We start from the raw sequence: 22,535 nt of genomic DNA, 5'->3' as shown, positions 1-22,535 counted from the left end.
GATCCGGGTCAGATCCGGCCCACGAGCCCGTCCCGGTCGACGGCCGTGCCCTCGGCGAGCACGGCCCGGGCGGCGTCGCGGGCGTCCTCGACGTTCCAGAGCAGCACGCCGGCCACCGCGCCGTCCGTGAGGTAGTACACGACGGTCGACCCGTCGCCCTCGTCGTCGACGACGGTCTCGAGCGACGCGTCGAGCGTGCCGACGGCCTCGTACGAGATGTCGAGGACCTTCGAGTAGTAGTACGGCGTGTGGTCGTACTCCTCGGCCGAGCCCGCCATGACGCGGCCGACGAGCGCGCCCTGCTCCTTGGCGTTGTCGACGTGCTCGACGCGGCGGCGGCCCAGGATGCGGTCGGGGTAGGAGGCGACGTCACCGGCGGCGAAGACGTCCGGGTCGGAGGTGCGCAGCGAGGCGTCGACGACGACGCCGTCCTCGACCTCCAGGCCCGCGGCCTCGGCCAGCTCCGTGGACGGCGTGATGCCGAGGCCCACCGCGACGGCGTCCGCGTCGAGCGTCGAGCCGTCGTCGAGCCTGACCACGAGCCCGGCCTCGGAGGCCGTGCCGCCCTCGACGCGACGCCCCGTCACCAGGGTGACGCCCGCCTCCTCGAAGGCGGCCTGGAAGCGCGCGGCGACGGCGGCGGGGAACACCGAGCCGCCGAGCACGTCGTCCGGCGTGACGAGGGTCACGCGCGTGTCGTTCTGCACGAGCGCCGCGGCGAGCTCGGTGCCGATGTAGCCGCCGCCGACGACGACGACCCGGCGACCGTCGCCGGAGAGCGCCCGCAGGCGGCGGTAGTCGGCGGCCGTGCGGAAGTGGACCACGCGGTCGTCCTCGGGCAGGTCCAGACGCGTCGGCGAGCCGCCCGTGGCCAGGAGGAGGCGCCCCCACGACACCGTCCGCCCGTCGCTGGTCGTCACGGTGCGGCGCTCGCGGTCGACGGCGGTCACCGAGGTGCGGAGGCGGATCTCGGCCCCCGAGGCCTCGCGGGTGCCCAGGTCGTTGTCGGCCTCGGTGTAGTCGGGGTCGATCCAGAGCTTCTTCGACAGCGCGGGGCGGGTGTAGGGCTCGTCGACGTCGTCGCTGACGACGAGGACGGTCGCCTCGGGGTCGGCCTCGTGGATCGCCGTCGCGGCGGCGTCGGCGGTCATGCCCCCGCCGACGACGACGTGGTCGAAGGCCTCGGTGACGGGAGCGGCTGCGGTGACGTCGCCGTCGGGGGTGGTGGTGTCGGTCAAGGTCGTCTCCTGGTCGTGGCGAGGGCACCGCACCGGAGGTCGCGTAGGGGATCTCCGGGGCGGTGCCCAGTCGGTGTGCGCCCGTGGTGCCACGGGCGGTGGCGGTGCTAGTTGGCGATGGCGCCGACGCGGTCGAGGCCCTCCTCGGCCGCCTCCTCGTCGCGCTGACGGGTGCCGGCGTCGGCGGCGTCGCGCTGCGGGTGGCGGTTCTCGGCGCCGGTCATCCAGGCCAGCTGCTCGAGGCGCTCGAGGATGCCGTGCAGCACGTCGGCCGTCGTCGGGTCCTCGTCGTCGATGTCGTCGTGCACGGTGCGGATGGTGTCGGTCGCGGCGTACATGCGGTCGACGATCAGGTCGACGACGGCGGTCGTCTCGACCGGGCCCTCGGGGAACTGCGGGAGGCTCGTGCCGCCGGAGACGACGTTCGACCGGCCGTCCGGGATGAGGTAGACGGCGCGCATGCGCTCGGCGACCTCGTCGGAGAACTCGCGGGCCGCGTCGACGATCTCGTCGAGCTGCAGGTGGAGGTCGCGGAAGTTCGAGCCGAGGAGGTTCCAGTGGGCCTGCTTGCCCTGGATGTGCAGCTCGATGAGGTCGACGAGGACCTTCTGGAGGTTCTCGCGGAGAGTGTCGGATCCCTGGAACATGGTTCTCCCGTTCGTCGTGGGTCAGTGCGGAGTCGTCGCACCGGTGGGTGCGTCGTGCACGGTAGACCGTCGCCCCCGGCCCGGGTCCAGGCAGCGGGGGACAGACCGGGCGTGCGCGGGAGGCGCGTCTGGATACCGGCGGGTACCGTCCGGGTGGTATGTTCCCGGGAGCGACCGCGACGTCGCTCGGCCGCCCCGAGGGGCGGACGATCTGCTCTGAGGGGGGCTCAGCATGATGCACGGCACACCGGGGTTCGACTCCGACGAGATCACCCGCCTGCGACGGGAGATCGACAGCGCCTGGGGCGCGTTCGACGCGATCGACGAGATGACGTGGGAGCACCGCGTGCTCGTCGTCCGGTACGTCGTCGGCGCCCTGCCCGACGCGGCCAACGCGGCCGCCCGGGCCGGCTGGGGCGAGGCCGCCCTCTCGCTCCTGCACGACGCCCTCGCCTTCCCGCCGCCATGGGCCGGCATCTGCACGAAGTGGGAGCACGCGCTCCGCGTCTCGATCGAGGCCGTGGAGTGCGTCGCCTGGCCCGAGGGCTGGCCGCTGGTCGGCGCCTCCGGGGCGTCGGGCGACCAGGGCCTGACCTCTCGCGTGGCCTAGGGGGCGGCACGCCGGGCGGGGGCGACTCCCTGCGCCTACCGTCGACCGCATGAGCTCCACTCCCACCCGCGGCGAGGGGCACCGCCGGGTCGGCCTCCGGCGCTTCGTCCGCACGCTGCTGTTCGACTACCCGTACGTCGTCCGCGTGCACCTCGTGCCCCGGTCCGCCCGCCGCGTGCCGGCCGACTGGCGCCGGGGCGACCGCGCCCCCGTGCTGCTGCTGCCGGGCGTCTACGAGACCTGGCGCTTCCTCCGCCCGATCGCCGAGCGCCTCCACGAGCTCGGGCACCCGATCGTCGTCGTGCCGGGGATGGGCCACAACCGGCGCCCCATCGCCGCCACGGCGACCGTCGCCCAGCGCATCGTCGACGCGCACGACCTGCGCGACGTGGTCGTGCTCGCGCACAGCAAGGGCGGCCTGATCGGCAAGACGATGATGGTCTCCACTGACCGCGACGGCCGCCTCGCGCGCATGGTGACCGTGAACAGCCCCTTCTCGGGCACGCGCTGGTCGCTGTACCTGCCGAACCGGACGCTCAAGGCCTTCTCGCCCCGCGACGCTGACCTGCTGCGGCTGGCCGACCAGCTCGAGGCCAACTCGCGCATCACCTCGATGGCGTCCGGCTTCGACGCGCACGTGACGGAGGGCAGCGTCCTGCCCGGGGCGACGAACGTGATGTTCCCCGTCGACGGCCACTTCCGTCCGCTCGGCAACCCCGAGTGCATCGACATGGTGGTCGCCGCGGTCGAGCACGGGCCCGACGCCGCGGCGCACGACGCGGGCTGACCGAGGCACCGGGGCGGGCGCCGTCCGGTCCGCCCCGCGGTCAGGCGAGCGCGTCGACCGTCGCGGCGGGCCACTCGACGTGTGCGAAGTGCCCGCACTCGGGCAGCAGCGTCGTGCGGCACTGCGGCAGCACCGCCCGCAGGCGCACGAGGTCGTCGAGCTCCGCGAAGGCGTCGTCGGCGCCCGCCACAGCCGAGGCCGGCCCGCGGTAGGCCGACCAGGCGCCCGTGTCGTACCCCGGAGCGGACCGCGTCGCGACGACGAAGGCGACCGGTCGCACCTCCGCGACGAACGCCTCCCGCACCGACCGCGGCACCCGTCGGGCGTGCCGGAACACCGGCGACGCCAGCGCCGTGAGCAGCCCGACGCGGGCCGCGGCCCGGAGGAGCACCGAGGAGGCGCGGGGCAGCACCGTGAACACGCCCCGCAGCAGCACCAGGGCCGGCAGCCGCCGCACCCCGCTCCACGGGCGTGCGGCGGCCTCGAGCGCCGAGAAGGTCGTCGGCGAGACGAGCCCCAGCCGCGTGACGCGGCCCGGGCTCGTCGCCGCGACGTGCAGGGCGACGAGCGCGCCGAGGGAGTGCCCGACGAGCTCGAACCGCTCGGCCCCGACGGCGTCGGCCACCGCGAGGACGACCCGGGCGGCGGCGTCGACGTCGAGGGCGGGCGTCGGCGCGGGCGACCCGCCCCAGCCCGGCAGGTCGACGAGCACGGGGGCCGAGACGGGGCTGCCGGCCTCGGCGGCGGCGCGGAGGTACGGGGTCCAGGTCGTCCACGAGCCCGCCGCGCCGTGCAGCAGGATCGTCACGGGGTCGGCCGGGTCGGCCGGGTCGGCGGGGTCTGCTCGCCGGTGGTGCACGAGCACCGCGCCGTCGGGGGTGGGGACGACCAGTCGGGCGAGCCCGAGCGCCGCGGGGTCGTCGTCGAGACCGAAGGGCGCGTACGCCGAGGGCGCGCGGCCGGGGTCAGGCACCGATGATCTCCTCGCGCACCCGGCGGATGTCCTCGAGCAGGGAGCCCACGAGCACCCAGTGCACGGGGTCGGGGCGGAGCACCTGCACCGGGGCGGTGAGGGCGGGCGCGTCGTCGGGGCCCCCGGGTGCGGCGGGGGCCGTGCCCGCCGCCGGCGTCGCCCGGACGCCCTCGACGTCGCGGGCGAGCAGGCGCACGTCGTGGGCGGCGCGTCGCAGCTCGACCGAGATCTCCTCGACCACCGGGTCGTCGGCCAGCTCGGGCTCGTAGTTGTCGCGCACCGACCGCGTCATGCCGACGACGCGGTTGACGAGCACGGTGAGCCGCACGAGCAGCGCGGCGTCGGCCTGCAGCACCGTGCGCTGTCGGCTGGCCCGCGGGTTGAGCATGAGGCTCTCCTCGCCGGCGGTGACGGCCGCGGCGGCCCGCGCCTGCAGGTCGCGCAGGTCGCGGGCCCGGGTGAGCACGGCCGAGACGCCGTCGGGCGCCGTCGGCGCCTCGAGCACGCCCGCGAGGTCGTCGAGCACGCCGGCCAGGCCGCGCGCCAGGCGGCCCACGGCCAGGTGCGCCGGCGCGAGCAGCACCGGCGGCACGACCAGCGCGTTGACGGCGAGCGCGACGACGGCCCCGATGATCGTCTCGACGATGCGGTCGAGCGCGTAGTCGGGGGTCTGCGCCCCGATGGCGAGCACGAGCATCGCCGAGATGGGCACCTGGTTCGCCGAGCTCGGCGTCAGGCGGAGCGCCCAGGAGACGAGCAGGCTGACCACGACGATGCCGAGCACCACGCCGCTGCCGTCGCCGAGCAGCTGGCCCGCGCCGTAGGCGATCACGACGCCCGCGATCACGCCCACGCTGCGCTCCAGCCCGCGCACGAACGACTGGTTGACGCTGGGCAGCACGACGAGCAGGGCCGCGATGGCCGCGAAGATCGGCAGGGGCTGCTGCACCAGCGCGATCGACGCGAACCAGGCCACGACGACGGCGACGCTGGTCTTGACCACCTGCAGCAGGGGAGTGCGCTTCGTCTGGCGCACCCGCGAGACGATCCTCATGCGGCCAGCGTAGCCAGGCCCCGGCAGATCACGATCAGGTCACCGTGGCGACGTGACGGGCCCGCCTGGCGCCCGCCGCGCCTCCGACGCGCTTTGATGGACGCGTGTGGCCGAACTCCGCTGAGGTGCTCCCCGCGGCCTTCGAGGGCTCCGGGGTCACCGTCGTGGCCTTCCGCCCCCACTCGGTCGAGCCGTCGGGCCACGGGTTCCTCTACGGCTACGAGGTCGACACCGTCGACGCGGCGGGCGTCACCGCGACCGTCCTGACCTTCATCGACACCGACGTCACGGGCGCCGACGCGTCGAGCGTGCTGACCACCGACCCCGGCACGGGCCAGCCCCTCGCCGTGTGGGCCTACCCGGCCGACCCGCTGCTGCCGGCGCTCGCCGGGGTGACCTACCCCGACCGCGTCGAGGAGTCGCTCGCCGCCCTGGGCATCGAGGTCACCGCGCCGACGCTCGCCGTCGCCGCGTACCGGCCCGGCAAGCGCGCCGTCATCCGCCTCGACAGCGCCGAGACGACGCTCTTCCTCAAGGTGATCCGCCCCGACCGGGTCGCCCCGATCGTCGCGCTGCACGCCGCCTTCCGGGCTCAGGGGCTTCCGGTGCCCCGGGTGCTCGCCTCCCGGGCCGACGGCCTCCTCGTGCTCGAGCGCGTGCCGGGCGTGCCGGCCGGGCAGAAGGTCCTCGAGCTGGCCGACGACCCGCGGTTCGTCGCGCAGGTGGTCGAGCTCGGCGTCCGCACCGCGCGGGTCGACGTGACGTCGAGCGCGCAGTCCGACGCCCTCGACCACGGCGCGTGGCACCGCGCGACGCTCCGCAGCGCCCTCCCCGAGCGCGCCGCCGAGATCGACGGCCTCTACGACGAGATCGACCGGCGCCGCGCCTCCTGGGCCGGCGACCCGCGGCGCGTGATCCACGGCGACCTGCACCTCGAGCAGCTCTTCGTGCACCCGGCCGAGCCGTGGCGCGTCACGGGCCTGCTCGACATCGACACCGCCGGGCAGGGGCACCCGGCGCGCGACGCGGGCGCGCTCGTCGCCCACCTCGTCGTCACCGGCCAGTGGCACCGCGGCAACGGCGACGAGGCCGAGGCCCGTGCGTGCGAGCGGCTCGCCGACGAGGTGAGCCGCACCTGGGTCGGGAAGGCGCCCGCGATCGCCGACCGCCTCGCGCCCGCCGTGGCGTCACAGCTGCTCGCGCACGCGGGCGGGCAGGCGACGCTCGGCACCGACAGCGGCCGCCGCAAGGCGGTGCAGCTGCTGGGCGCCGCCTCCGGCACGCTCTGGCCGCGCCCCGTCGCCGCCGTCTGAGCGGCGGACACGCCCCGGCGCAGGTGGCGCCCGGCCCCGTCGACCGCGTAAAGTGGCGCGCAGCACCGTCCGTGTCGGCTCCGACACGGTGCCCCGACCGATCGACAGGCGCAGATCTGAGCGTCGTGCCGGTCCTCGAGGCCCGCCTCGCGCGACGGTGCCCCGGGCGAGGGCCTGGCTTCCGGGCCGTCGGCTCCCGCACGTCCCAGTCGTACGCCCGTGCCGCACCAGATCGACCGCGATCAGCCCCGATCGCCGCGGTGCGCGGTCCCGGCCCCCGCACACCGCGGGTCGGCCGGTGCAGCACCCGTCGTCGCATCGACGACACAGCACCGTCGACGTGACCGTCGACCACGAGGAGGAGCCTTGGCTCGACCAGGCCAGAACCGATCCGGCGGCACCCGCACCGCCCAGCGTCCGCACCGTCGCCGCGAGGTCGACAACGACGGGCTCATCCCCGTGCTCGCCCGCGCCGTGCGCGAGGTCGAGGCCGCGGCCCAGCGGGGGCAGGTCAAGCCCTCCAGCCGCACGAAGTTCCAGGTCATCGCCCTGCTGATGCGCGAGGAGCGCGCCCGGGTGAAGGTCGACAAGGCCATCACCGACGGCGAGCGCGCCGAGCAGATGAAGCGCCTCGACGGCGTCGCGCAGATCCTCGCCAAGACGGCCGCGCGCGACACGTCGCTGATCGCCCTCCTCGGCGAGGACGCCGTCGTCTCCGAGAGCGCCAGGGCGCTGAAGCGCGACATGCAGCTCTCCGCGGGCATGGAGCTCGCCCCGGAGGAGCAGGTCGTCGTGCGTGAGGCCGCACCCGTCGCCCCCGTCTCCGAGCGCCAGGTCGTGCCGCAGTCGGTCGTCTCGCGCCAGCTGGCGAACCCGTTCCTGCCGCCCGACTTCTCGCTCGCCGAGGTCTCGCGCGAGGTGCACCCCGTGCGCCTCGCCAACTGGGAGCTCTTCGGGCCCCTGTTCAAGGCGTTCGAGTACGGCGCCGGCGGCGGCTCGGCGTGCATGCCGCTGCCCGAGCCCAGCACGGTCGACGCCCCCGCCGGCGCGACGCTCATGCACCACCAGGCGCAGCTCGTCGAGTCCGCCCGCCAGGGCCACCGCACCTACCTGCTCGCCGACGAGCCGGGCCTCGGCAAGACCGCCCAGTCGCTCCTCGCCGCGCAGGCCGCCGGGGCCTACCCGCTGCTCGTCGTCGTGCCGAACGTGGTCAAGACCAACTGGGCCCGCGAGGTCCAGCTCTGGACCCCGACGCGCACCGCCACGGTCATCCACGGCGACGGCGACACCCTCGACGCGTTCGCCGACGTCGTGATCGTGAACTACGAGGTGCTCGACCGGCACGTCGGCTGGCTCGGCGACCTCGGCTTCAAGGGCATGATCGTCGACGAGGCCCACTTCATCAAGAACAAGGAGTCGCAGCGGTCGCGGCACGTGCTGCAGCTCTCCGAGCGCATCCGCGCCCGCACCGCGCACCCCCTCCTGATGGCCCTGACCGGCACGCCGCTGATCAACGACATCGAGGACTTCCGGGCGATCTGGCAGTTCCTCGGCTGGATCGGCGACAAGAAGCCGGCCGCCGAGCTCATGGAGCAGCTGGAGGAGGCGGGGCTCACCCCCGCAGACCCGGGCTTCTTCCCGTCCGCCCGCGAGATCGTCATCGACCTCGGCATCGTCCGTCGCCGCAAGGTCGACGTGGCCGCCGACATCCCCGCCCGTCGCGTCGCCGACCTGCCGGTCGAGCTCGACGACGAGGCCGGCCGGTCGATCCGCGAGGCCGAGCGCGAGCTGGCCCGCCGTCTCGTCAGCCGGTACCGCTCCGCCCTCGCGGCCCGCACCTCCGGAGCCAGGGTCGAGGGCATCGACCACGACCTCGTGCGCCAGGTGGCGAAGTGGGAGCTGGAGGACGCCAGCAGCTCGAGCAGCGGCGAGAACGTCTTCAGCATGGTGCGCCGCATCGGCCAGGCGAAGGCCGGCCTCGCGGCCGACTACACCGCTCAGCTGGCCCGCAACGTCGGCAAGGTCGTCTTCTTCGCGAAGCACATCGACGTGATGGACACCGCCGAGCAGACGTTCGCGAAGCGGGGCATCAAGTACGCCTCGATCCGCGGCGACCAGACGCCGGCCGTGCGCCAGCGCCAGATCGACGCGTTCGTCGACGACCCCGAGGTCGAGATCGTCGTCTGCTCGCTCACCGCGGCGGGCGTCGGCCTCAACCTGCAGGTCGCCTCCAACGTCGTGCTCGCCGAGCTGTCGTGGACGGACGCCGAGCAGACCCAGGCGATCGACCGCGTGCACCGCATCGGCCAGGAGGAGCCCGTCACCGCGTGGCGCGTCATCGCGGCCCAGACGATCGACACGAAGATCGCCGAGCTCATCGACAGCAAGGCCGGCCTCGCCGCCCGTGCCCTCGACGGCGACGACAGCGAGGTCGTGGACTCGGCCGACATCCAGCACAGCGCGCTCGTCGCGCTGCTCACCGAGGCGCTCGGCGGCTAGCCGCGCAGCGCGCCGGGCCGTCCGCCCGGCGCGCCGCGGGCCGCTGCGGGCCCCGCGCCCGTGCGGCTCCCAGCGGCGGCGTGTTCGGTGGGGTGACCATCCCCGAATGAAGGAGCACCCCGTGCCGGAAGTCCAGGGCTACGCCCACGTCGCCATCACCGTGTCCGACCTCGACCGCAGCCTCGCGTTCTACGAGTCGCTGCTCGGCGCCCCGCCGGTCGGCCGCATCGAGCTCGACGGCCTCGACCGCCGGCTGTTCTCCGTCGGCGGCGGGCAGATCCTCGGGGTCACCGCCTACACCGAGGGCAAGGCCGTCCCGTTCGACCCGACCGTGCCGGGGCTCGACCACATCGGCCTCGCCGTCGCCGACCGCGACGGCGTCGTCGCCTGGCAGGAGCACGCCCGCTCGGTCGGCATCGACTCCCACCTCGAGGACCCGGAGTTCGGCACCACGCTGATGGTGAAGGACCCGGACGGCAACCAGATCGAGTTCTTCGCGGCCGCACCGCAGGGCTGACGCGACCCGCACGCGACGACGCCCCGCGCCTCCCTCGGGAGGCACGGGGCGTCGTGTCGTCTCGGCGCCCGCCCTCGGGGGCGCGACGCGGTCGGCCCGCTAGAGGCCGAGCTTGGCCTGCACGTCGGCGAGCGAGGGGTTCGTGGCGGTGGAGCCGTCGGGGAAGATGACGGTCGGCACCGTCTGGTTGCCGCCGTTGACGCTCTCGACGATCTCGGCGGTGCCCGGCACCTCCTCGATGTTGACCTCGGTGAAGCCGATGCCCTGCTTGCCGAGCTGCTGCTTGAGGCGCGCGCAGTAGCCGCACCACGAGGTGCTGAACATGGTGATGGTGCCCGCGTCGGGCACGTAGGAGGTGGCGGTGTCGGTCATCGTCCAAGGCTAAGCCCAGGAGCCGGGGAGGCGCGGGGGAGTTGGCTGGGAGCAGGTCGCGACGAGCGCCCCCGCGGGCCCGCCGTCGATCGCCCCACGACCTCGACGAAGGAGACACCCCATGGCAGACACGGTCGCCGACCAGATCATCGCGCAGCTCGTCCAGGCGGGGGTCCGCCGCATCTACGGCATCGTGGGCGACAGCCTCAACCCGATCGTCGACGCGGTGCGCCGCACGGGCGGCTCGGACGCGGGCGGCATCGACTGGATCCACGTCCGCAACGAGGAGGCCGCGGCGTTCATGGCGTCGGGCGACGCCCAGATGAGCGGCGAGCTCGCCGTCTGCGCGGGCTCGTGCGGCCCCGGCAACCTGCACCTCATCAACGGCCTCTACGACGCGCACCGCAGCCGCGCGAAGGTGCTCGCGATCGCCAGCCACATCCCGAGCGCCATGATCGGCTCGGACTACTTCCAGGAGACGCACCCCGACCGGCTGTTCGTCGAGTGCTCGGGCTACAGCGAGATGATCTCGACCTCGGTGCAGTCGCCGTCGGTGGTCGCCGCGGCGATCCGCCACACGCTCGCCGGGCACGGCGTCAGCGTCGTCACGCTGCCGGGCGACGTCGCCGAGCTCGACGCCGAGGGCGCGACGCCCCCGCACCTCACGACCCGGGCGCCCGAGCTGGTGCCCGCGCCGGAGGACGTCCAGGCCCTCGCCGACGCGATCAACGAGGCCGGCACCGTGGCGTTCTTCGTGGGGGAGGGCGGCCGCGGCGCGCACGACGAGATCATCGAGCTCGCCGGGCGGGTGGGGGCGCCGATCGGGCACAGCCTGCGCGGCAAGGACGTCATCCAGCACGACAACCCCTACGACGTCGGCATGACCGGCCTGCTCGGCTACGGCGCAGCGCACGCGGGCATCCACGACGCCGACCTGCTGGTGCTGCTCGGCACGGACTTCCCGTACCCCCAGTTCCTCCCCGACGGCGACCAGGTGCGCATCGCCCAGGTCGACGTCGAGGCCGCCGTGATCGGGCGGCGCGCGACGGTCCACGTGCCCGTGCACGGGGCCGTGCTCCCGACCCTGCGGGCGCTCGCCCCGCTCGTGCGAGACAAGAAGAGCCGCAGGTTCCTCGACAAGACGCTCAAGAAGCACGACAAGCTGATGAACGGCGTCGTCGGGGCGTACACGAAGAAGGCCGACGCCCTCGTGCCGATCCACCCCGAGTACGCGGCCTCCGTCCTCGACGAGGTCGCGGCCGACGACGCGATCTTCACCGCCGACACGGGCATGTCGAACGTCTGGGCGGCGCGCTACGTCACCCCGACGGCCGGCCGCCGCATCTTCGGCTCGTACCTGCACGGCTCGATGGCGAACGCCCTGCCGCACGCGCTCGGCGCGCAGTTCGCCCACCCGGGCCGCCAGGTCGTGTCGATGTCGGGCGACGGCGGGCTCTCGATGCTCATGGGCGAGCTGATCACGGCGAAGATGTACGAGCTGCCGGTGAAGATCGTCGTGTTCAACAACTCGACGCTCGGTCTCGTGAAGCTCGAGATGCTCGTCGACGGCTACCCCGACTTCGGCGTCGACGTGCCCTACGTCGACTACGCGGCCGTGGCCCGGTCGATCGGCATCCACGCCGTGCACGTCGACCAGCCGGGCGACCTCCGCGACGGCTTCGAGGCCGTCTTCGAGCACGACGGCCCGGCGCTGATCGACATCGCCACCGACCCGCAGGCGCTCTCGCTGCCGCCGGCGATCACGGGCTCCCAGGTGAAGGGCTTCTCGCTGGCGATGTCGAAGATCGTCATGAACGGAGGCGCGGGCGAGGTCGTGAAGATGGCCCGCTCGAACCTCCGCAACGTCCCGCGGCCCTGACCCGCGCCTCCGGCGGGGACCGGCGAGTGGTCACGACCTGTTCCTCCCGGCGACGGGAGCGGCAGATGGTGACCACTCGGGTGGCGTGCGCGGCCTGAGGCTGCCCAGAGCGGCCTAGAGCGGCCTAGTTGCCGGCGGCGGGGGCGGAGCGGGCCACGAGGCGCTCGACCGCGGCGATCGGGATGCCGATCCAGTCGGGCCGGTTGCGGCTCTCGTAGATCGCCTCGTAGACGGCCTTGTCGATCTCGAACGCGTCGAGCAGGGCCCGCTGGGCCCGCACGTCGACGCCCGACGACGCCACGTAGCCGTCGACGAACGCGGCGCGGGCGTCGTGCGCCCAGGTGCCGACGTCGACCGGCGGCGTCTGCTGCGCGAGCGACCCCGCGACGTAGTCGAACGACCGCAGCATGCCGGCGACGTCGCGCAGGGCCAGGTCGGGGCGCGAGCGCTCGGGCATCGGCCGCAGGGGCTCGCCCTCGAAGTCGAGCAGCGTCCAGCCCCGCGTCGGCGACTGGAGCGCCTGGCCGAGGTGCAGGTCGCCGTGGATCCGCTGGAGTCGCGGCCAGGTGAGCGCACCGGCCGCGTCGTAGACCCGCAGGATGGCGTCGGCGTGCGGGGCGATCTCGGGCACCTCGCGGGCGGCCGTCGTGATGCGGCGCCTCATGCTGACGAGGGCCCCGTCGACGGCGTCCTGGTCGGCCTCGACGGTGCCGAGCTGACGCGCGAGCGTGGCGTGCACCTCGGCGACGGCGACGCCGAGGTCGTGGGCCTCGGTCGTGAAGCCCCGGCCGGCGGACGCCGCGTCGAGGGCGACGCGCCAGGCGTCCTCCGAGCCGGCCAGGAACTCCTGCGAGAAGGCGAGGTGGCCGCTCGCGACGCCGCCGTCGCGGCCCGGGTCGGGCCACGTGGCGTGCAGCGAGCCGAAGGTGGTGGGCACGCGGGTGCTGCCGCCCTCGGTGAGCGCCGCCTGCGTCGTCACGTCGGGGTTGTCGCCGTGGTGCAGCACGCGGAACACCTTGGCGATGGCGTGCTCGACGGGGCCGCCCGTGACGTCGTAGATGATCGACGTGTTCGACTGCTCGCCCGAGAGCACGCGCGAGCGGGTCACGGTGCCGGCGGCGACGTGCAGCGTGCCGTCGACCGCGACGTCGGACCCGTCGACGTGGCTCGTCGACGACAGCAGCTCGAAGAGGTGCCGCGCGTACGCCGGGTCGTGGGGGGCGTCGTAGAGGTAGAGGTCGTCGGCCGAGCCGATGAAGGCCGCGTCGCCGCCGGGCAGGGGGCTGCGGCGGGCCACGACGGGCACCTGGTAGAGCACGGGCACGTCGGGGGCCTCGTCGATGACGAGGAGCGTGATCGCGAGCACGCCGTCGAGGTCGGCCTCGAACGACCCGATCACCCGGATCGCAGGCGTGCGCCCCTTCGTCGCGTACCAGCGCTGTCGCGCCATCCAACCAGCCAGACTCGGGGCGACATCGCTCATGGCCCCGACAGTACGCCGACCGGCGGGGTGACGGCCCGGTCGGCGTCGACGCGGGCCCGCTCCGCGTCGACGCGGGCCCGGCCGATCGACTACAACGGGGTGATGACCGGCACGGAGCAGATCGAGATCGAGCGCAAGTACGACGTCGACGACGAGGCCGCGGTGCCCGACCTCGTCGGCGTCGGCGTCGGGGCCGGAGCCGGGGCCGGGGGAGGCGCGGGTCGCGCCCTCGAGGTCGCGCGCGTCGTGCTCGACCCGGCCGCCTCGCTCTCGGCGACCTACCACGACACGCCCGACCACCGCCTCCTCGGGGCCCGGGTGACGCTCCGACGTCGCACCGGCGGGCACGACGCGGGCTGGCACCTCAAGCTGCCGCCCGAGGTCGCGGGCGGCGGGCGCCGCGAGGTGCACCACCCGCTGGGCGCCGACGACGAGCCGGTGCCCGCCGCGCTGCTCGACCGGGTCGCGGCGCTGCTCGCGACCGGGGGCGACGGCGACGGGGCGTCCGCGTTGCGGCCCGTCCTCCTGCTCGAGACGCGGCGGACGGCCCACCACCTGCTCGACGGCGAGGGGCACGAGCTCGTCGAGGTCGCCGACGACGGGGTGCGCGCGACGCGCGTGGCCGACGGGCGGGTCCGCACCTGGCGCGAGTGGGAGGCCGAGCTCGGCCCCGGCGTCGACGGCCCCGAGGGCGACGCCCTGCTCGACACGCTCGCGTCGCGGCTGCGGGCCGCCGGGGCCCGGCCCTCGGCGCACCGCTCCAAGCTCGCCCTCGGGCTCGGCGACTGACCCGGCGCCGGCCCGGGCGGCAGGTCAGCGTGAGCCCCCTCGTCGGCGGGCTCGCGGCAGGTTCGCTCAGCCCCTCGACGCGGCCCGGTCGTCGAGCAGGGCGACGATCTTCTGCACCGTCGCGTCGTTCCGGGCCGTGACCGTCGTGGGCAGCCCCCGCCACCACGCGGCGGGCACCGGCGACCCCGTCACCCCGGCGGGCAGCCACTGGTAGACGGCGTCCGGAGCGACGACCATCTCCTCGTCGCCGAGGTCGACGGCGGGAGGCGCGGTGCCGGCGAGCGCGCCGGGCACCTCCGCGACCGCCACCGACACCCGCGCCGGCGGGCGCTCGTCGCGCCGGAGCGGGTTCGCCGCGGCGAGGGCGCGGAAGGCGTCGCCCGTGAGCACGAGCACGGCCGCGTCGACCCCGGTGGCCACCGCGACGGCGGCCCTCAGCTCGGCCGCGAGGTCGCCGGCCCGGTCGGTCGGCACGCCGGCGACGAGGTTCCCGCTGGCGAGCACGGTGGTCGGCGCGACGAGGCCGAGGCCCGCCGCGACGGCCCGCAGGTCGGCCATGCCGACCCGCTTCGCCGTGCCGACGTTGATGCCCCGCCAGAGGGCGACGTGGTCGACGGCGCCCGCCGCCGGGGCGAGCGCGTCAGCCCGCCGGCCGGCCGTCGGCCGGCCGTCGCCCGTGCCCTCGCCCACGACCGCGCCCCCGCGCCTCCCTCTCCTCCGCGCCTCAGGCCCGCCCGAGCACGTCGAGCAGCCAGGCGAGCTCGAAGGCCCGCTCGCGCCACGACTCGTACCGGCCGCTGACGCCGCCGTGGCCGGCCGACATCTCGGTCTTGAGCAGCACCGGCGCGCCGACGTCGCGCAGCCGGGCCGTCCACTTGGCGGGCTCGACGTAGAGCACGCGGGTGTCGTTGAGCGACGTCACCGCGAGGATGCGCGGGTAGCGCACGCCCTCCCGCACGTTCTCGTAGGGCGAGTAGCCGCGCATGTACTCGTAGACCTCGGCGTCGTGCAGGGGGTCGCCCCACTCGTCCCACTCGATGACGGTCAGCGGCAGGTCGGGGTCGAGGATGCTCGTCAGGGCGTCGACGAACGGCACGGCCGCGACGATGCCGGCGAACAGCTCGGGCGCGATGTTGGCGACCGCGCCCATGAGCAGGCCGCCGGCGCTGCCGCCCTCGGCGACGAGCTGCTCGGGCGTGGTGCGCCCCTCGGCGACGAGGTGGCGGGCGACGTCGACGAAGTCGGTGAACGTGTTCGTCTTCGTCAGGGTCTTGCCCTGCTCGTACCAGGCGCGGCCCATCTCGCCGCCGCCCCGCACGTGGGCGACCGCGAAGACGACGCCCCGGTCGAGCAGCGAGAGGCGCGCCACGCTGAAGCCGGGGTCGATGCTGTGCTCGTACGAGCCGTAGCCGTAGAGGTGCAGCGGCGCGGGCTCGCCGGGCGTCACGGCGTCGCGCCGCCAGACGAGCGAGATCGGCACGCGCGTGCCGTCGGCCGCCGTCACCCACTCGCGGGCCTGCTCGTAGTCGGCCGGGTCGTACCCGCCGAGCACGACCTGGCGCTTCAGCAGCCGGCGCTCGCCCGTGCGCACGTCGAGGTCATAGACCGTCGACGGCGTGACGAACGAGGCGTAGCCGAAGCGCACGGTGGGCTGCGCGAACTCGGGGTTGCCGCCCGCGCCCGCCGCGAAGAGGGGCTCGTCGAACTCGACCTCGACGAGGTCGCCGTAGCCGTCGGGGCCGAGCGGCAGCACGGAGAGCCGGGGCAGCGCCTCGCGGCGGTGCTCGACGACGAGGTGGCCGGCGAAGGCGTCGACGGACTCGAGCCGCACGTCGTCGCGGTGGGCGACGACGACGCGGCGGTCGCTGGTCGAGGTCGGGTCGTCGGCGGGCACGTCGACGAGCTCGAAGTTCTCGGCGCCGTCGTTGTGCACGACGAGCAGGCGGTCGCTGCCGGCGACGACGGCGTGCTCGACGTCGTACTCGACCCCCTCGCGTCGCGGCCACACCACGCGGAACTCCCCGGTCGGGTCGGCCGAGTCGAGCAGCCAGGTCTCGCTGGTGATCTTCGAGCCCACGTCGACGACGAGGTACTGGCGGCTCCGCGTGAGGCCCACGCCGATCCAGTAGCGGTCGTCGGGCTCGGTGAAGACGGTGACGTCGTCGCCCGCCCCGCCGACCTCGTGGCGCCAGATGGTGTCGGGGCGCCACGACTCGTCGACAGTCGGGTAGAAGACGAACCGTCCGGTGGCGTCGAAGACGGCGCCGGGGGCGGTGTCGGCGACCCGGTCGGGCAGGTCGACGCCCGTCGTCAGGTCGCGGACGCGCAGCTCGTAGCGCTCGTCGCCGGTGGTGTCGATCGCCCAGGCGAGCAGGCTGCCGTCGGCCGAGACGTCGAAGCTGCCGAGCGAGAAGAAGTCGTGGCCGTCGGCCTCGACGTTGCCGTCGAGCAGCACCTGCTCGCCCGCCGGGGCGGAGTCGGGGCTGATCGTCGGCGGGGTCCAGTCGTCGGCGTCGGCGACGGGCACCCGGCAGTGGATGCCGTACTGGGCCCCCTCGGCGGTGCGCGAGTAGTACCACCACTCGCCCTCCCGCACGGGCACGCCGAGGTCGGTCTCCTGCACGCGGCCCTTGATCTCCTCGAAGATGGTCTCGCGCAGGGCGGCGAGGTGCGCCGTCTCGGCCTCGGTGTGGGCGTTCTCGGCCTCGAGGTGGGCGATGACCTCCGGGTCCTCCTTGGCGCGCAGCCACTCGTAGTCGTCGACGAACTCGTGACCGTGGTGGCGGCGGGTGACGGGCTTCCGGGGGGCGCGGGGCGCGGGGGACGAGGCCATCTGCCCAGCCTAGCCAGCGCTCCCGTCCTGGCCGGCGCCCCCCGTCGCCGCCACCCGGGCGGGCGCGGGCCACGGAGCTCCGCGGAGGCTCGAGGGCCCCGGGGAGGCGCGGGTCAGATCTGCGTGTCGCTCGCGGTGATCCCGCCCAGGCGCGGGCGCTCGGGGTACTCGTCGGAGGCGACGTGGACGTCGGCGGGGTCGGGCGCGGCCGCCTCGCGGGCCGCGTCGTCGAGGGCGTCCTGCGTGCCGGCCTTCTCCGGCGCGGCGGCCGAGGAGGCGGTGGAGAGCGTGGCCGTGCCGTCGACGTCCTCGCCGGCGGCGAGGCGGGCGGCGTCGAACTGGGCCTGCTCGTCGGCCGCCTCGACGGGGTCGGTCGCGGTGGCGTCGGCGGGGGCGGGGGTCTCGGGTGCGTCGCTCATGCGGCCGACGCTACCCGCGCCTCCCCGCCTCGGTGTCGGCCGGCCCGTCGGCGACGGCGGTCGGCGCCCGGAGCCCCGCGACGGTCGGGCCGAGCCGCGCCTGGCCCGGCTCGAGGTCGGCGATCGCGCGACGCTGCGAGCGCAGCCGCCGCACGCCGGCGTTGAGCCGGGCGTGCAGCTGCATGAGGTGCAGGCGGTAGAGGTCGGGCGCGTCTTCGCTGTCGTCGAGGAAGGTGTTGCAGGCGAGGGTCATCTCGTTGAGCACGGGCAGCGCCGACGACCGCGGGCGGGTCTGCCGCCGGGCCGAGCGGACGACGCCGCGCAGGCCGCCGATCGAGCGCCGCGCGGTCGCCCAGTCGGGGTCGGCGGTCTTGGCGTCGGGGCTGCGCGTCGGCACGATGCGGTGAAGCACGCGGCGGAAGTGGATCTCGGTGACGAGCTCGTTCAGCGCGGAGGCCTCGGCCCGCCGCGACTCGAGCCAGCGCACGAGCAGGTTGGCGCCGAAGGCGGCGCCGGCGCCCACGAAGGCGCCCAGCGTGACGGTGACGACGTCGGTCCAGAGCATGCGGCCAGGCTACGGCCGCCCACCGACAGGGGGAGTCAGCGCGAGGCGGCGTCGATGCGGCCCATCAGCGACCACACCGCGCGGGAGAGCTCCGGGTGCCAGAGGGCCACGCCGCGGAGGAACCGCAGCTCGTCGTCCGCGCCCCCGCCGCCCCCGTAGGGCACGCCGTCGACCCCGCGGGCGTCGGCCCGCAGCGAGATGACCACCTGCTCGTCGACGGTGGGGAGGCCCGGGATGACGTCCCACGGGTCCTCGCCGCCCCGGCAGCGGAGCTCGATCAGGGCCGCCAGCTCGTCGTGGGCCTCGGCGCGCAGCACCTCGAGGCTGCGACCCGCCCCGCGGAACTCGGGCACGCCGCCGCGGAGGGCGTCGGGCGTCTCGGGCATGCCGTCGAGCCTACGCCGGGCAGGCTGACGACCCGGTCGACCGCTAGCCTGCCGACATGGCCTACGACGTGTGCGTCACCTACCTCCTGCGCGAGGTCGACGGGCGCCGGCAGGTGCTGCTCGGCCGCAAGAAGACCGGGCTCGGCGTCGGCTACCACGTCGGCCTCGGCGGCAAGCTCGAGGGCTCCGAGACGCCCGTCGAGGCGGCCGTCCGCGAGATCGTCGAGGAGGCGCGGGTCGAGGTGCACCCGGCCGACCTCGAGGCGCGGGGCGAGCTGCTCTACCTCTTCCCGCACCGGCCCGCCTGGAGCCAGCGGTCGTCCGTCTTCGTCGCGCGCCGCTGGCGGGGCGAGCCGGTCGAGACCGACGAGCTCGACCCCGCGTGGCACGACGTCGACGCCCTGCCGCTCGACGCCATGTGGGACGACGCCCGGCGCTGGCTGCCCGGCGTGCTCGCCGGGGGACACGTCGCGGCGACGTACACCTTCGGGGCCGACCTCGCGACGGTCGTCTCGGAGGCCGCCGCAGGCTCGTCCGACCCCCGCTGACCCGTCGGCCACAAGGGGGACACGGGCCTGTCCCTCCCCCTCTCGGGTGTCACCGGGAGAGGGGGCAGACGGCCCCCGCGGCCCTCCGTAGTGTCGAGGGGAGACGTCACACCGGGTGACAGAACGCCCCCACGACCCCCTGCGGAGGACCCCTGTGAGCAGCTACGACGGCCTGGCCCTCGACGCCCCCCGGATCCGCCGCCGGGCCACCGCCTCCTCGCGTCTCCTCTCGGCCGTCCGCACCGCCGCCGTCGTGGTCGCCTGGACCGCCGCCGCTGGCCTGTTCGTCGTCGGTGCCGTCGTCGGGGGACCGGGCATGCTCGTCTCGACGCTCGGCCTCCTCGCCCTGCTGGTCGGGTTCGGGGTCACCGCCCTCGCCTCGGCGAGCGCCGACCGCACCGCCGCCCGCACGCTCGCCGAGCAGCTCGACGGCGCCTCGTGGCAGGGCGTCCACCTCGACGGCGCCCACCGCGGCGGCGTCGACCTCTAGCGGCTCGCTCAGCCCTGGCGGGCGTCCCGCTCGTCGACCACGCGCACGGGGCGGGTCGGCAGCTCCTCGGCCTCGAGGCCGCCCGCGGCGCCGAACATCATGTCGCCGCCCTCGTCGAGCTGCGCCCGCTCGTCGTCGGGCACGGTGCGGATCGTGCCCGTGTCGGTCGCGACGAGCCCGTGGCGGGCGAGCACCTCGTCCCGCTCCGCGGTGAGGAACTCGCGGTTCGCGGTCTGGGCGTCCGCGAACATGGTCGTCCGCCCCTCGACGATCCGCCGCACGCGCCGGGCCTCCCACCACCGCTTGCCCACGAGCATGAGCACGACGCCGGCCACCGCGTACGAGGCCATCATCGTGAGGCCGCGCGAGTACCCCGGCCCCACGTCGTAGAGCACGCGCTTGAGCATCTCGGTGATCCCGCTGCCCACGACGACGGCGTTCAGGGCAGCGAACGGCTGGGGCATGAACCACGCCGGGTACGCGCCGCCCGACGCGGGCATCGACAGGAAGACGAAGACGATCATCGCGGGCAGCGCGACGAAGCGGCCGACGAAGTAGCTGATGCCGTTGACCGCGAGCCCGATGGCGACGATCCAGGCCCAGCCGAGCAGGGCGAGCTCGGCGAAGTGGCCCTGCACGGCGCCCACCACGGGCCCCGCGAGCAGGTTCGTCACGAGCGAGATGACCGCGGCCCCGACGAGGATCACGGTGACGCGGGTCCGGTGCCGCAGGGGCGCGCCCATGAGCCCGATGAACATGGCGACCATGTAGCCGCCGATGCACCAGGCGAGCATCAGGTAGAGCGAGACGGTGCCGTACTCGTCGTAGGCCGGCAGGGGGGCGAGGTCGACGACGGTCGGGGCGTCGCCCTCCGCGGTGAGCACCGGCGTGAGCATCGCGGGGATCAGGGCGGAGACCTGGTACTGGTGGGCGCTCGCCTTGTAGAGCTGCGCGTCGCCGGGGTCGACCGCGACCGCCACCTGCCCGCGGAGCACCGCCTCCTGCGCCGTGTCGAGGTCGTCGTACGAGCGCACGTCGAAGACGCCGGGCTGCGCGTCGTCGAGGTCCGCCTGCAGGGTCGATGCTGCCGACGACGAGCCCACCACGGCGATCGGCACGTCGTGCGGGTGCGGGGCGTGGAAGGCCGCGATGTAGCAGAGGCAGAACCCGACGATGAAGAAGAGCGGCAGCCAGAGCTGCAGGCCGATCAGCTGGAGGGACGGGTGGAGGGTGGAGTACCAACGGCGGAACGCGCCGACCGGCGGCTTCTCGGCCCCGTCGGCGACGGCGGTCCCGCCGGCCCCCGTGGCACGGCCCGCCCCCGTGGTCGTGGCCCCGTCGTCTGCCCGGCCTCGCGTCACGTGTCCTCGTCCTCCTCCGGCGCCGCCGACCCCGCGGCCGACGATCACGCCGCCACGCTACGCCTCACGAGCGCGTGCTCGACACCGCGTTCGTGTCCATCGCGAGCTCCTCGGCGTCGAGGCCGAGCAGCACCTGCCGCATGACCTCCTCGTCGAGCTTCCCGGCGTCGCGCTCGCGCAGCACGACCTCGCGGCGCTTCGCGAGCAGCTCGCGCCGGATCTGCCCGATCGCCCGGGGCACCGCACGCCGTCGGTCGCGCTCGGCGCTCGACGGCTCGCGGTCCTCGGCGTCCTCGAGGGCTCCGCGCCGCAGCGCCTCCGACTGGCGCACGAGCCGCACGGTCGTCGCCTGCACCGCGCGCTCGGTGAGCTCGGGCCCGTAGAGCTCCTCCCACGCGGGGCGGCGGCTCTGGACGTACGCGAGGGTCTCGTCGGTGCTCGTCGTGAGGAGCGCCAGCTGCGCCGCGAGGTCGCGGTCACGCTGCGTGGTGTCCTGCACCCCGAGCCAGCGGATCACGGCCGGCAGCGTCAGCCCCTGCAGCAGCAGCGTCCCCACCGTGACGACGAACGCGATGAGGAACATCGTGTCGCGGGCGGGCACGGGCACGCCGCTGTCGGTCACGGCCGGGATCGACACGACCGCCGCGAGCGTCACCACGCCGCGCATGCCCGTCCACGAGATCACGGTGAGCTGCCGCCGGTCGAGGCGAGGCTGGGGTCGGTACCTCAGGCGGCGCAGGGCCGGCACCCGTCGCAGGCCACGGAGCAGGCGGCCGAGCAGCAGGTACCGCAGCACGCGGGCCGCGTAGTAGGTCGCGAAGACGAACGCCGGCCGCACGACCACCACGACGGCGAGCACGACGAACGCCACCCCGACGCTCTGCCCGAGCCCCCGGTCGCTCTCGGCGACGTCGAGCACGACGGTCTTCAGCTGCAGCCCGATCAGCGCGAAGACGAAGCCCTCGAGCAGCACGTCGGCGGCGGCCCAGAACGGGCGCTCCTGCAGCCGCGTCGCGTAGCCCGTGCGGGGCGAGTTGAAGCCGACGTAGAGGCCGGCGGCGACGACCGCGAGCACGCCCGAGCCGCTGAGCTCCTCGGCGAGGATGTACGCGACGAACGGCAGCAGCAGCCCGATGACGTTCTCGATGACCGGGTCGTCGATCCGCATCCGCACCCGGTGGGCCACGACGCCGAGCACGAGGCCGACCGCGACCCCCACGCCGATCGCGAGGCCGAAGATGCCGAGGTCCTGCCAGAGGGTGAGGGAGGCGCCCCCCACGATCGCGAGGAACACCTTCACCAGCGTCAGCGAGGCCGCGTCGTTGATCAGGCTCTCGCCCGAGAGCACGGTCATCACCTTGCGCGGCAGGCCGAGCTTGCGGCCGATCGCCGCCGCCGACACCGCGTCGGGCGGGGCGACCACGGCGCCGACGAGGATCGCAGCCGGCAGGGTCATGTCGGGGATGAGCAGGTACGCGACGCCGCCGACGACGAACGCCGTGACGACGACGGCGCCGATGCCCAGCCGCTGGATCTGCACGCGGCTCTCGCGGAAGTTGAGCAGCGACACGTCGAGCGACGCCGAGTAGAGCAGGGGCGGCAGCACGACGGTGAGGATCACCTCGGAGTCGATCTCGATGTCGGGCACCCCGGGCACGAACGAGACCAGCAGCGCGACGCCGACCGTGAGCAGGGGAGCGGGCAGGCCCCGCCAGCGCGCGAACGCCGTGACGAGGAGCGAGCCGCTCAGGATGATCAGCAGTTCGGCGAGC

The 22,535-nt window shown here is 74.7% G+C and carries 22 protein-coding genes; 9 read left to right on the top strand and 13 right to left on the bottom strand.

Annotated elements, in window-relative coordinates:
• Positions 1–8: 8 nt before the first annotated feature.
• Complete coding sequence (locus ASF82_RS08480) at positions 9–1,238, bottom strand: NAD(P)/FAD-dependent oxidoreductase (RefSeq protein WP_235491235.1); 1,230 nt, start codon at positions 1,236–1,238, stop codon at positions 9–11.
• A gap of 107 nt (positions 1,239–1,345) precedes the next feature.
• Entirely contained in the window at positions 1,346–1,885 is a 540-nt protein-coding gene (locus ASF82_RS08475; protein ID WP_082514502.1) for a Dps family protein, read from the bottom strand.
• A gap of 232 nt (positions 1,886–2,117) precedes the next feature.
• Here ASF82_RS08475 and ASF82_RS08470 point away from each other — a divergent pair, with 232 nt between their 5' ends.
• Both ASF82_RS08470 and ASF82_RS08465 read left to right on the top strand, forming a co-directional pair.
• Positions 2,118–2,495 carry a hypothetical protein gene (locus tag ASF82_RS08470; protein WP_056056319.1) on the top strand — a complete coding sequence of 126 codons (378 nt, stop codon included), beginning with the start codon at positions 2,118–2,120 and terminating at the stop codon, positions 2,493–2,495.
• Between the two features lie 49 nt (positions 2,496–2,544).
• Positions 2,545–3,282: a triacylglycerol lipase gene (locus tag ASF82_RS08465; protein ID WP_056056317.1), complete on the top strand. Its 738-nt coding sequence runs from the start codon at positions 2,545–2,547 to the stop codon at positions 3,280–3,282.
• Positions 3,283–3,322: 40 nt separating this feature from the next.
• Here ASF82_RS08465 and ASF82_RS08460 read toward each other — a convergent pair whose 3' ends face one another.
• Positions 3,323–4,255, bottom strand: a complete 933-nt coding sequence (locus ASF82_RS08460; protein WP_056056314.1) for an alpha/beta fold hydrolase — start codon at positions 4,253–4,255, stop codon at positions 3,323–3,325.
• Positions 4,248–5,309, bottom strand: coding sequence for an aromatic acid exporter family protein (locus tag ASF82_RS08455; RefSeq protein WP_056056313.1), 1,062 nt, complete (start codon positions 5,307–5,309; stop codon positions 4,248–4,250). The genes ASF82_RS08460 and ASF82_RS08455 overlap by 8 nt, the downstream gene beginning before the upstream one ends.
• A gap of 104 nt (positions 5,310–5,413) precedes the next feature.
• On the opposite strand from ASF82_RS08455, the gene ASF82_RS08450 reads away from it, so the two are divergent.
• From ASF82_RS08450 to ASF82_RS08440, 3 genes are all read left to right on the top strand, one after another.
• Positions 5,414–6,622, top strand: a complete 1,209-nt coding sequence (locus tag ASF82_RS08450; protein WP_056056311.1) for a phosphotransferase family protein — start codon at positions 5,414–5,416, stop codon at positions 6,620–6,622.
• Positions 6,623–6,988: 366 nt separating this feature from the next.
• Positions 6,989–9,121: a DEAD/DEAH box helicase gene (locus ASF82_RS08445; protein WP_056056309.1), complete on the top strand. Its 2,133-nt coding sequence runs from the start codon at positions 6,989–6,991 to the stop codon at positions 9,119–9,121.
• 106 nt (positions 9,122–9,227) lie between these two features.
• Positions 9,228–9,638: a VOC family protein gene (locus ASF82_RS08440; RefSeq protein ID WP_082514500.1), complete on the top strand. Its 411-nt coding sequence runs from the start codon at positions 9,228–9,230 to the stop codon at positions 9,636–9,638.
• A 99-nt stretch (positions 9,639–9,737) separates the two neighbouring features.
• On the opposite strand, the gene ASF82_RS08435 is transcribed toward ASF82_RS08440, so the two are convergent.
• The gene (locus ASF82_RS08435) at positions 9,738–10,010 is read right to left on the bottom strand and encodes a mycoredoxin (protein ID WP_056056304.1); all 273 of its coding nucleotides are present in this window, start codon (positions 10,008–10,010) and stop codon (positions 9,738–9,740) included.
• A 121-nt stretch (positions 10,011–10,131) separates the two neighbouring features.
• Here ASF82_RS08435 and ASF82_RS08430 point away from each other — a divergent pair, with 121 nt between their 5' ends.
• The gene (locus ASF82_RS08430; protein WP_056056302.1) at positions 10,132–11,889 is read left to right on the top strand and encodes a pyruvate dehydrogenase; all 1,758 of its coding nucleotides are present in this window, start codon (positions 10,132–10,134) and stop codon (positions 11,887–11,889) included.
• A gap of 124 nt (positions 11,890–12,013) precedes the next feature.
• On the opposite strand, the gene ASF82_RS08425 is transcribed toward ASF82_RS08430, so the two are convergent.
• Positions 12,014–13,372, bottom strand: a complete 1,359-nt coding sequence (locus ASF82_RS08425) for a hypothetical protein (RefSeq protein ID WP_056056300.1) — start codon at positions 13,370–13,372, stop codon at positions 12,014–12,016.
• A gap of 102 nt (positions 13,373–13,474) precedes the next feature.
• Here ASF82_RS08425 and ASF82_RS08420 point away from each other — a divergent pair, with 102 nt between their 5' ends.
• Positions 13,475–14,161, top strand: a complete 687-nt coding sequence (locus ASF82_RS08420; protein ID WP_156370012.1) for a CYTH domain-containing protein — start codon at positions 13,475–13,477, stop codon at positions 14,159–14,161.
• Positions 14,162–14,227: 66 nt separating this feature from the next.
• Here the strand turns inward: ASF82_RS08420 and ASF82_RS08415 are convergent, their stop codons facing one another.
• From ASF82_RS08415 to ASF82_RS08395, 5 genes are all read right to left on the bottom strand, one after another.
• A complete protein-coding gene (locus tag ASF82_RS08415) occupies positions 14,228–14,851 on the bottom strand; it encodes a DUF1697 domain-containing protein (protein ID WP_056056296.1) in 624 nt (207 codons plus the stop codon).
• A gap of 34 nt (positions 14,852–14,885) precedes the next feature.
• A complete protein-coding gene (locus ASF82_RS08410; RefSeq protein ID WP_056056294.1) occupies positions 14,886–16,994 on the bottom strand; it encodes a S9 family peptidase in 2,109 nt (702 codons plus the stop codon).
• 113 nt (positions 16,995–17,107) lie between these two features.
• The gene (locus ASF82_RS08405) at positions 17,108–17,413 is read right to left on the bottom strand and encodes a hypothetical protein (protein WP_056056292.1); all 306 of its coding nucleotides are present in this window, start codon (positions 17,411–17,413) and stop codon (positions 17,108–17,110) included.
• 10 nt (positions 17,414–17,423) lie between these two features.
• Complete coding sequence (locus ASF82_RS08400; RefSeq protein ID WP_056056291.1) at positions 17,424–17,978, bottom strand: hypothetical protein; 555 nt, start codon at positions 17,976–17,978, stop codon at positions 17,424–17,426.
• Positions 17,979–18,013: 35 nt separating this feature from the next.
• Entirely contained in the window at positions 18,014–18,364 is a 351-nt protein-coding gene (locus ASF82_RS08395; protein ID WP_056056289.1) for a hypothetical protein, read from the bottom strand.
• 56 nt (positions 18,365–18,420) lie between these two features.
• On the opposite strand from ASF82_RS08395, the gene ASF82_RS08390 reads away from it, so the two are divergent.
• Together ASF82_RS08390 and ASF82_RS08385 are read left to right on the top strand one after the other, a co-directional pair.
• Entirely contained in the window at positions 18,421–18,912 is a 492-nt protein-coding gene (locus tag ASF82_RS08390) for an 8-oxo-dGTP diphosphatase (RefSeq protein ID WP_056056287.1), read from the top strand.
• Positions 18,913–19,066: 154 nt separating this feature from the next.
• Positions 19,067–19,402, top strand: coding sequence for a hypothetical protein (locus ASF82_RS08385; protein ID WP_056056285.1), 336 nt, complete (start codon positions 19,067–19,069; stop codon positions 19,400–19,402).
• Between the two features lie 8 nt (positions 19,403–19,410).
• On the opposite strand, the gene ASF82_RS08380 is transcribed toward ASF82_RS08385, so the two are convergent.
• Positions 19,411–20,763 carry an ABC transporter permease gene (locus tag ASF82_RS08380; RefSeq protein WP_056056283.1) on the bottom strand — a complete coding sequence of 451 codons (1,353 nt, stop codon included), beginning with the start codon at positions 20,761–20,763 and terminating at the stop codon, positions 19,411–19,413.
• Positions 20,764–20,827: 64 nt separating this feature from the next.
• A partial coding sequence (locus tag ASF82_RS08375) for a sodium:proton antiporter (RefSeq protein WP_056056281.1) occupies positions 20,828–22,535 on the bottom strand: 1,708 nt, incomplete at its 5' end.

Origin of the sequence: Frigoribacterium sp. Leaf164 (assembly GCF_001423665.1) — a bacterium.
In the GTDB taxonomy this organism is placed as follows: Bacteria; Actinomycetota; Actinomycetes; order Actinomycetales; family Microbacteriaceae; genus Frigoribacterium; species Frigoribacterium endophyticum.
This window is presented reverse-complemented; position numbering and strand designations above follow the sequence as displayed.

Coding starts and splice junctions, on each gene's coding strand:
- ASF82_RS08470 (WP_056056319.1), top strand. CDS start 2,118: ATGATGCACGGCACACCGGGGTTCGACTCCGACGAGATCACCCGCCTG.
- ASF82_RS08425 (WP_056056300.1), bottom strand. CDS start 13,372: ATGAGCGATGTCGCCCCGAGTCTGGCTGGTTGGATGGCGCGACAGCGC.
- ASF82_RS08455 (WP_056056313.1), bottom strand. CDS start 5,309: ATGAGGATCGTCTCGCGGGTGCGCCAGACGAAGCGCACTCCCCTGCTG.
- ASF82_RS08405 (WP_056056292.1), bottom strand. CDS start 17,413: ATGAGCGACGCACCCGAGACCCCCGCCCCCGCCGACGCCACCGCGACC.
- ASF82_RS08465 (WP_056056317.1), top strand. CDS start 2,545: ATGAGCTCCACTCCCACCCGCGGCGAGGGGCACCGCCGGGTCGGCCTC.
- ASF82_RS08410 (WP_056056294.1), bottom strand. CDS start 16,994: ATGGCCTCGTCCCCCGCGCCCCGCGCCCCCCGGAAGCCCGTCACCCGC.
- ASF82_RS08430 (WP_056056302.1), top strand. CDS start 10,132: ATGGCAGACACGGTCGCCGACCAGATCATCGCGCAGCTCGTCCAGGCG.
- ASF82_RS08440 (WP_082514500.1), top strand. CDS start 9,228: ATGAAGGAGCACCCCGTGCCGGAAGTCCAGGGCTACGCCCACGTCGCC.
- ASF82_RS08395 (WP_056056289.1), bottom strand. CDS start 18,364: ATGCCCGAGACGCCCGACGCCCTCCGCGGCGGCGTGCCCGAGTTCCGC.
- ASF82_RS08390 (WP_056056287.1), top strand. CDS start 18,421: ATGGCCTACGACGTGTGCGTCACCTACCTCCTGCGCGAGGTCGACGGG.
- ASF82_RS08400 (WP_056056291.1), bottom strand. CDS start 17,978: ATGCTCTGGACCGACGTCGTCACCGTCACGCTGGGCGCCTTCGTGGGC.
- ASF82_RS08475 (WP_082514502.1), bottom strand. CDS start 1,885: ATGTTCCAGGGATCCGACACTCTCCGCGAGAACCTCCAGAAGGTCCTC.
- ASF82_RS08420 (WP_156370012.1), top strand. CDS start 13,475: ATGACCGGCACGGAGCAGATCGAGATCGAGCGCAAGTACGACGTCGAC.
- ASF82_RS08435 (WP_056056304.1), bottom strand. CDS start 10,010: ATGACCGACACCGCCACCTCCTACGTGCCCGACGCGGGCACCATCACC.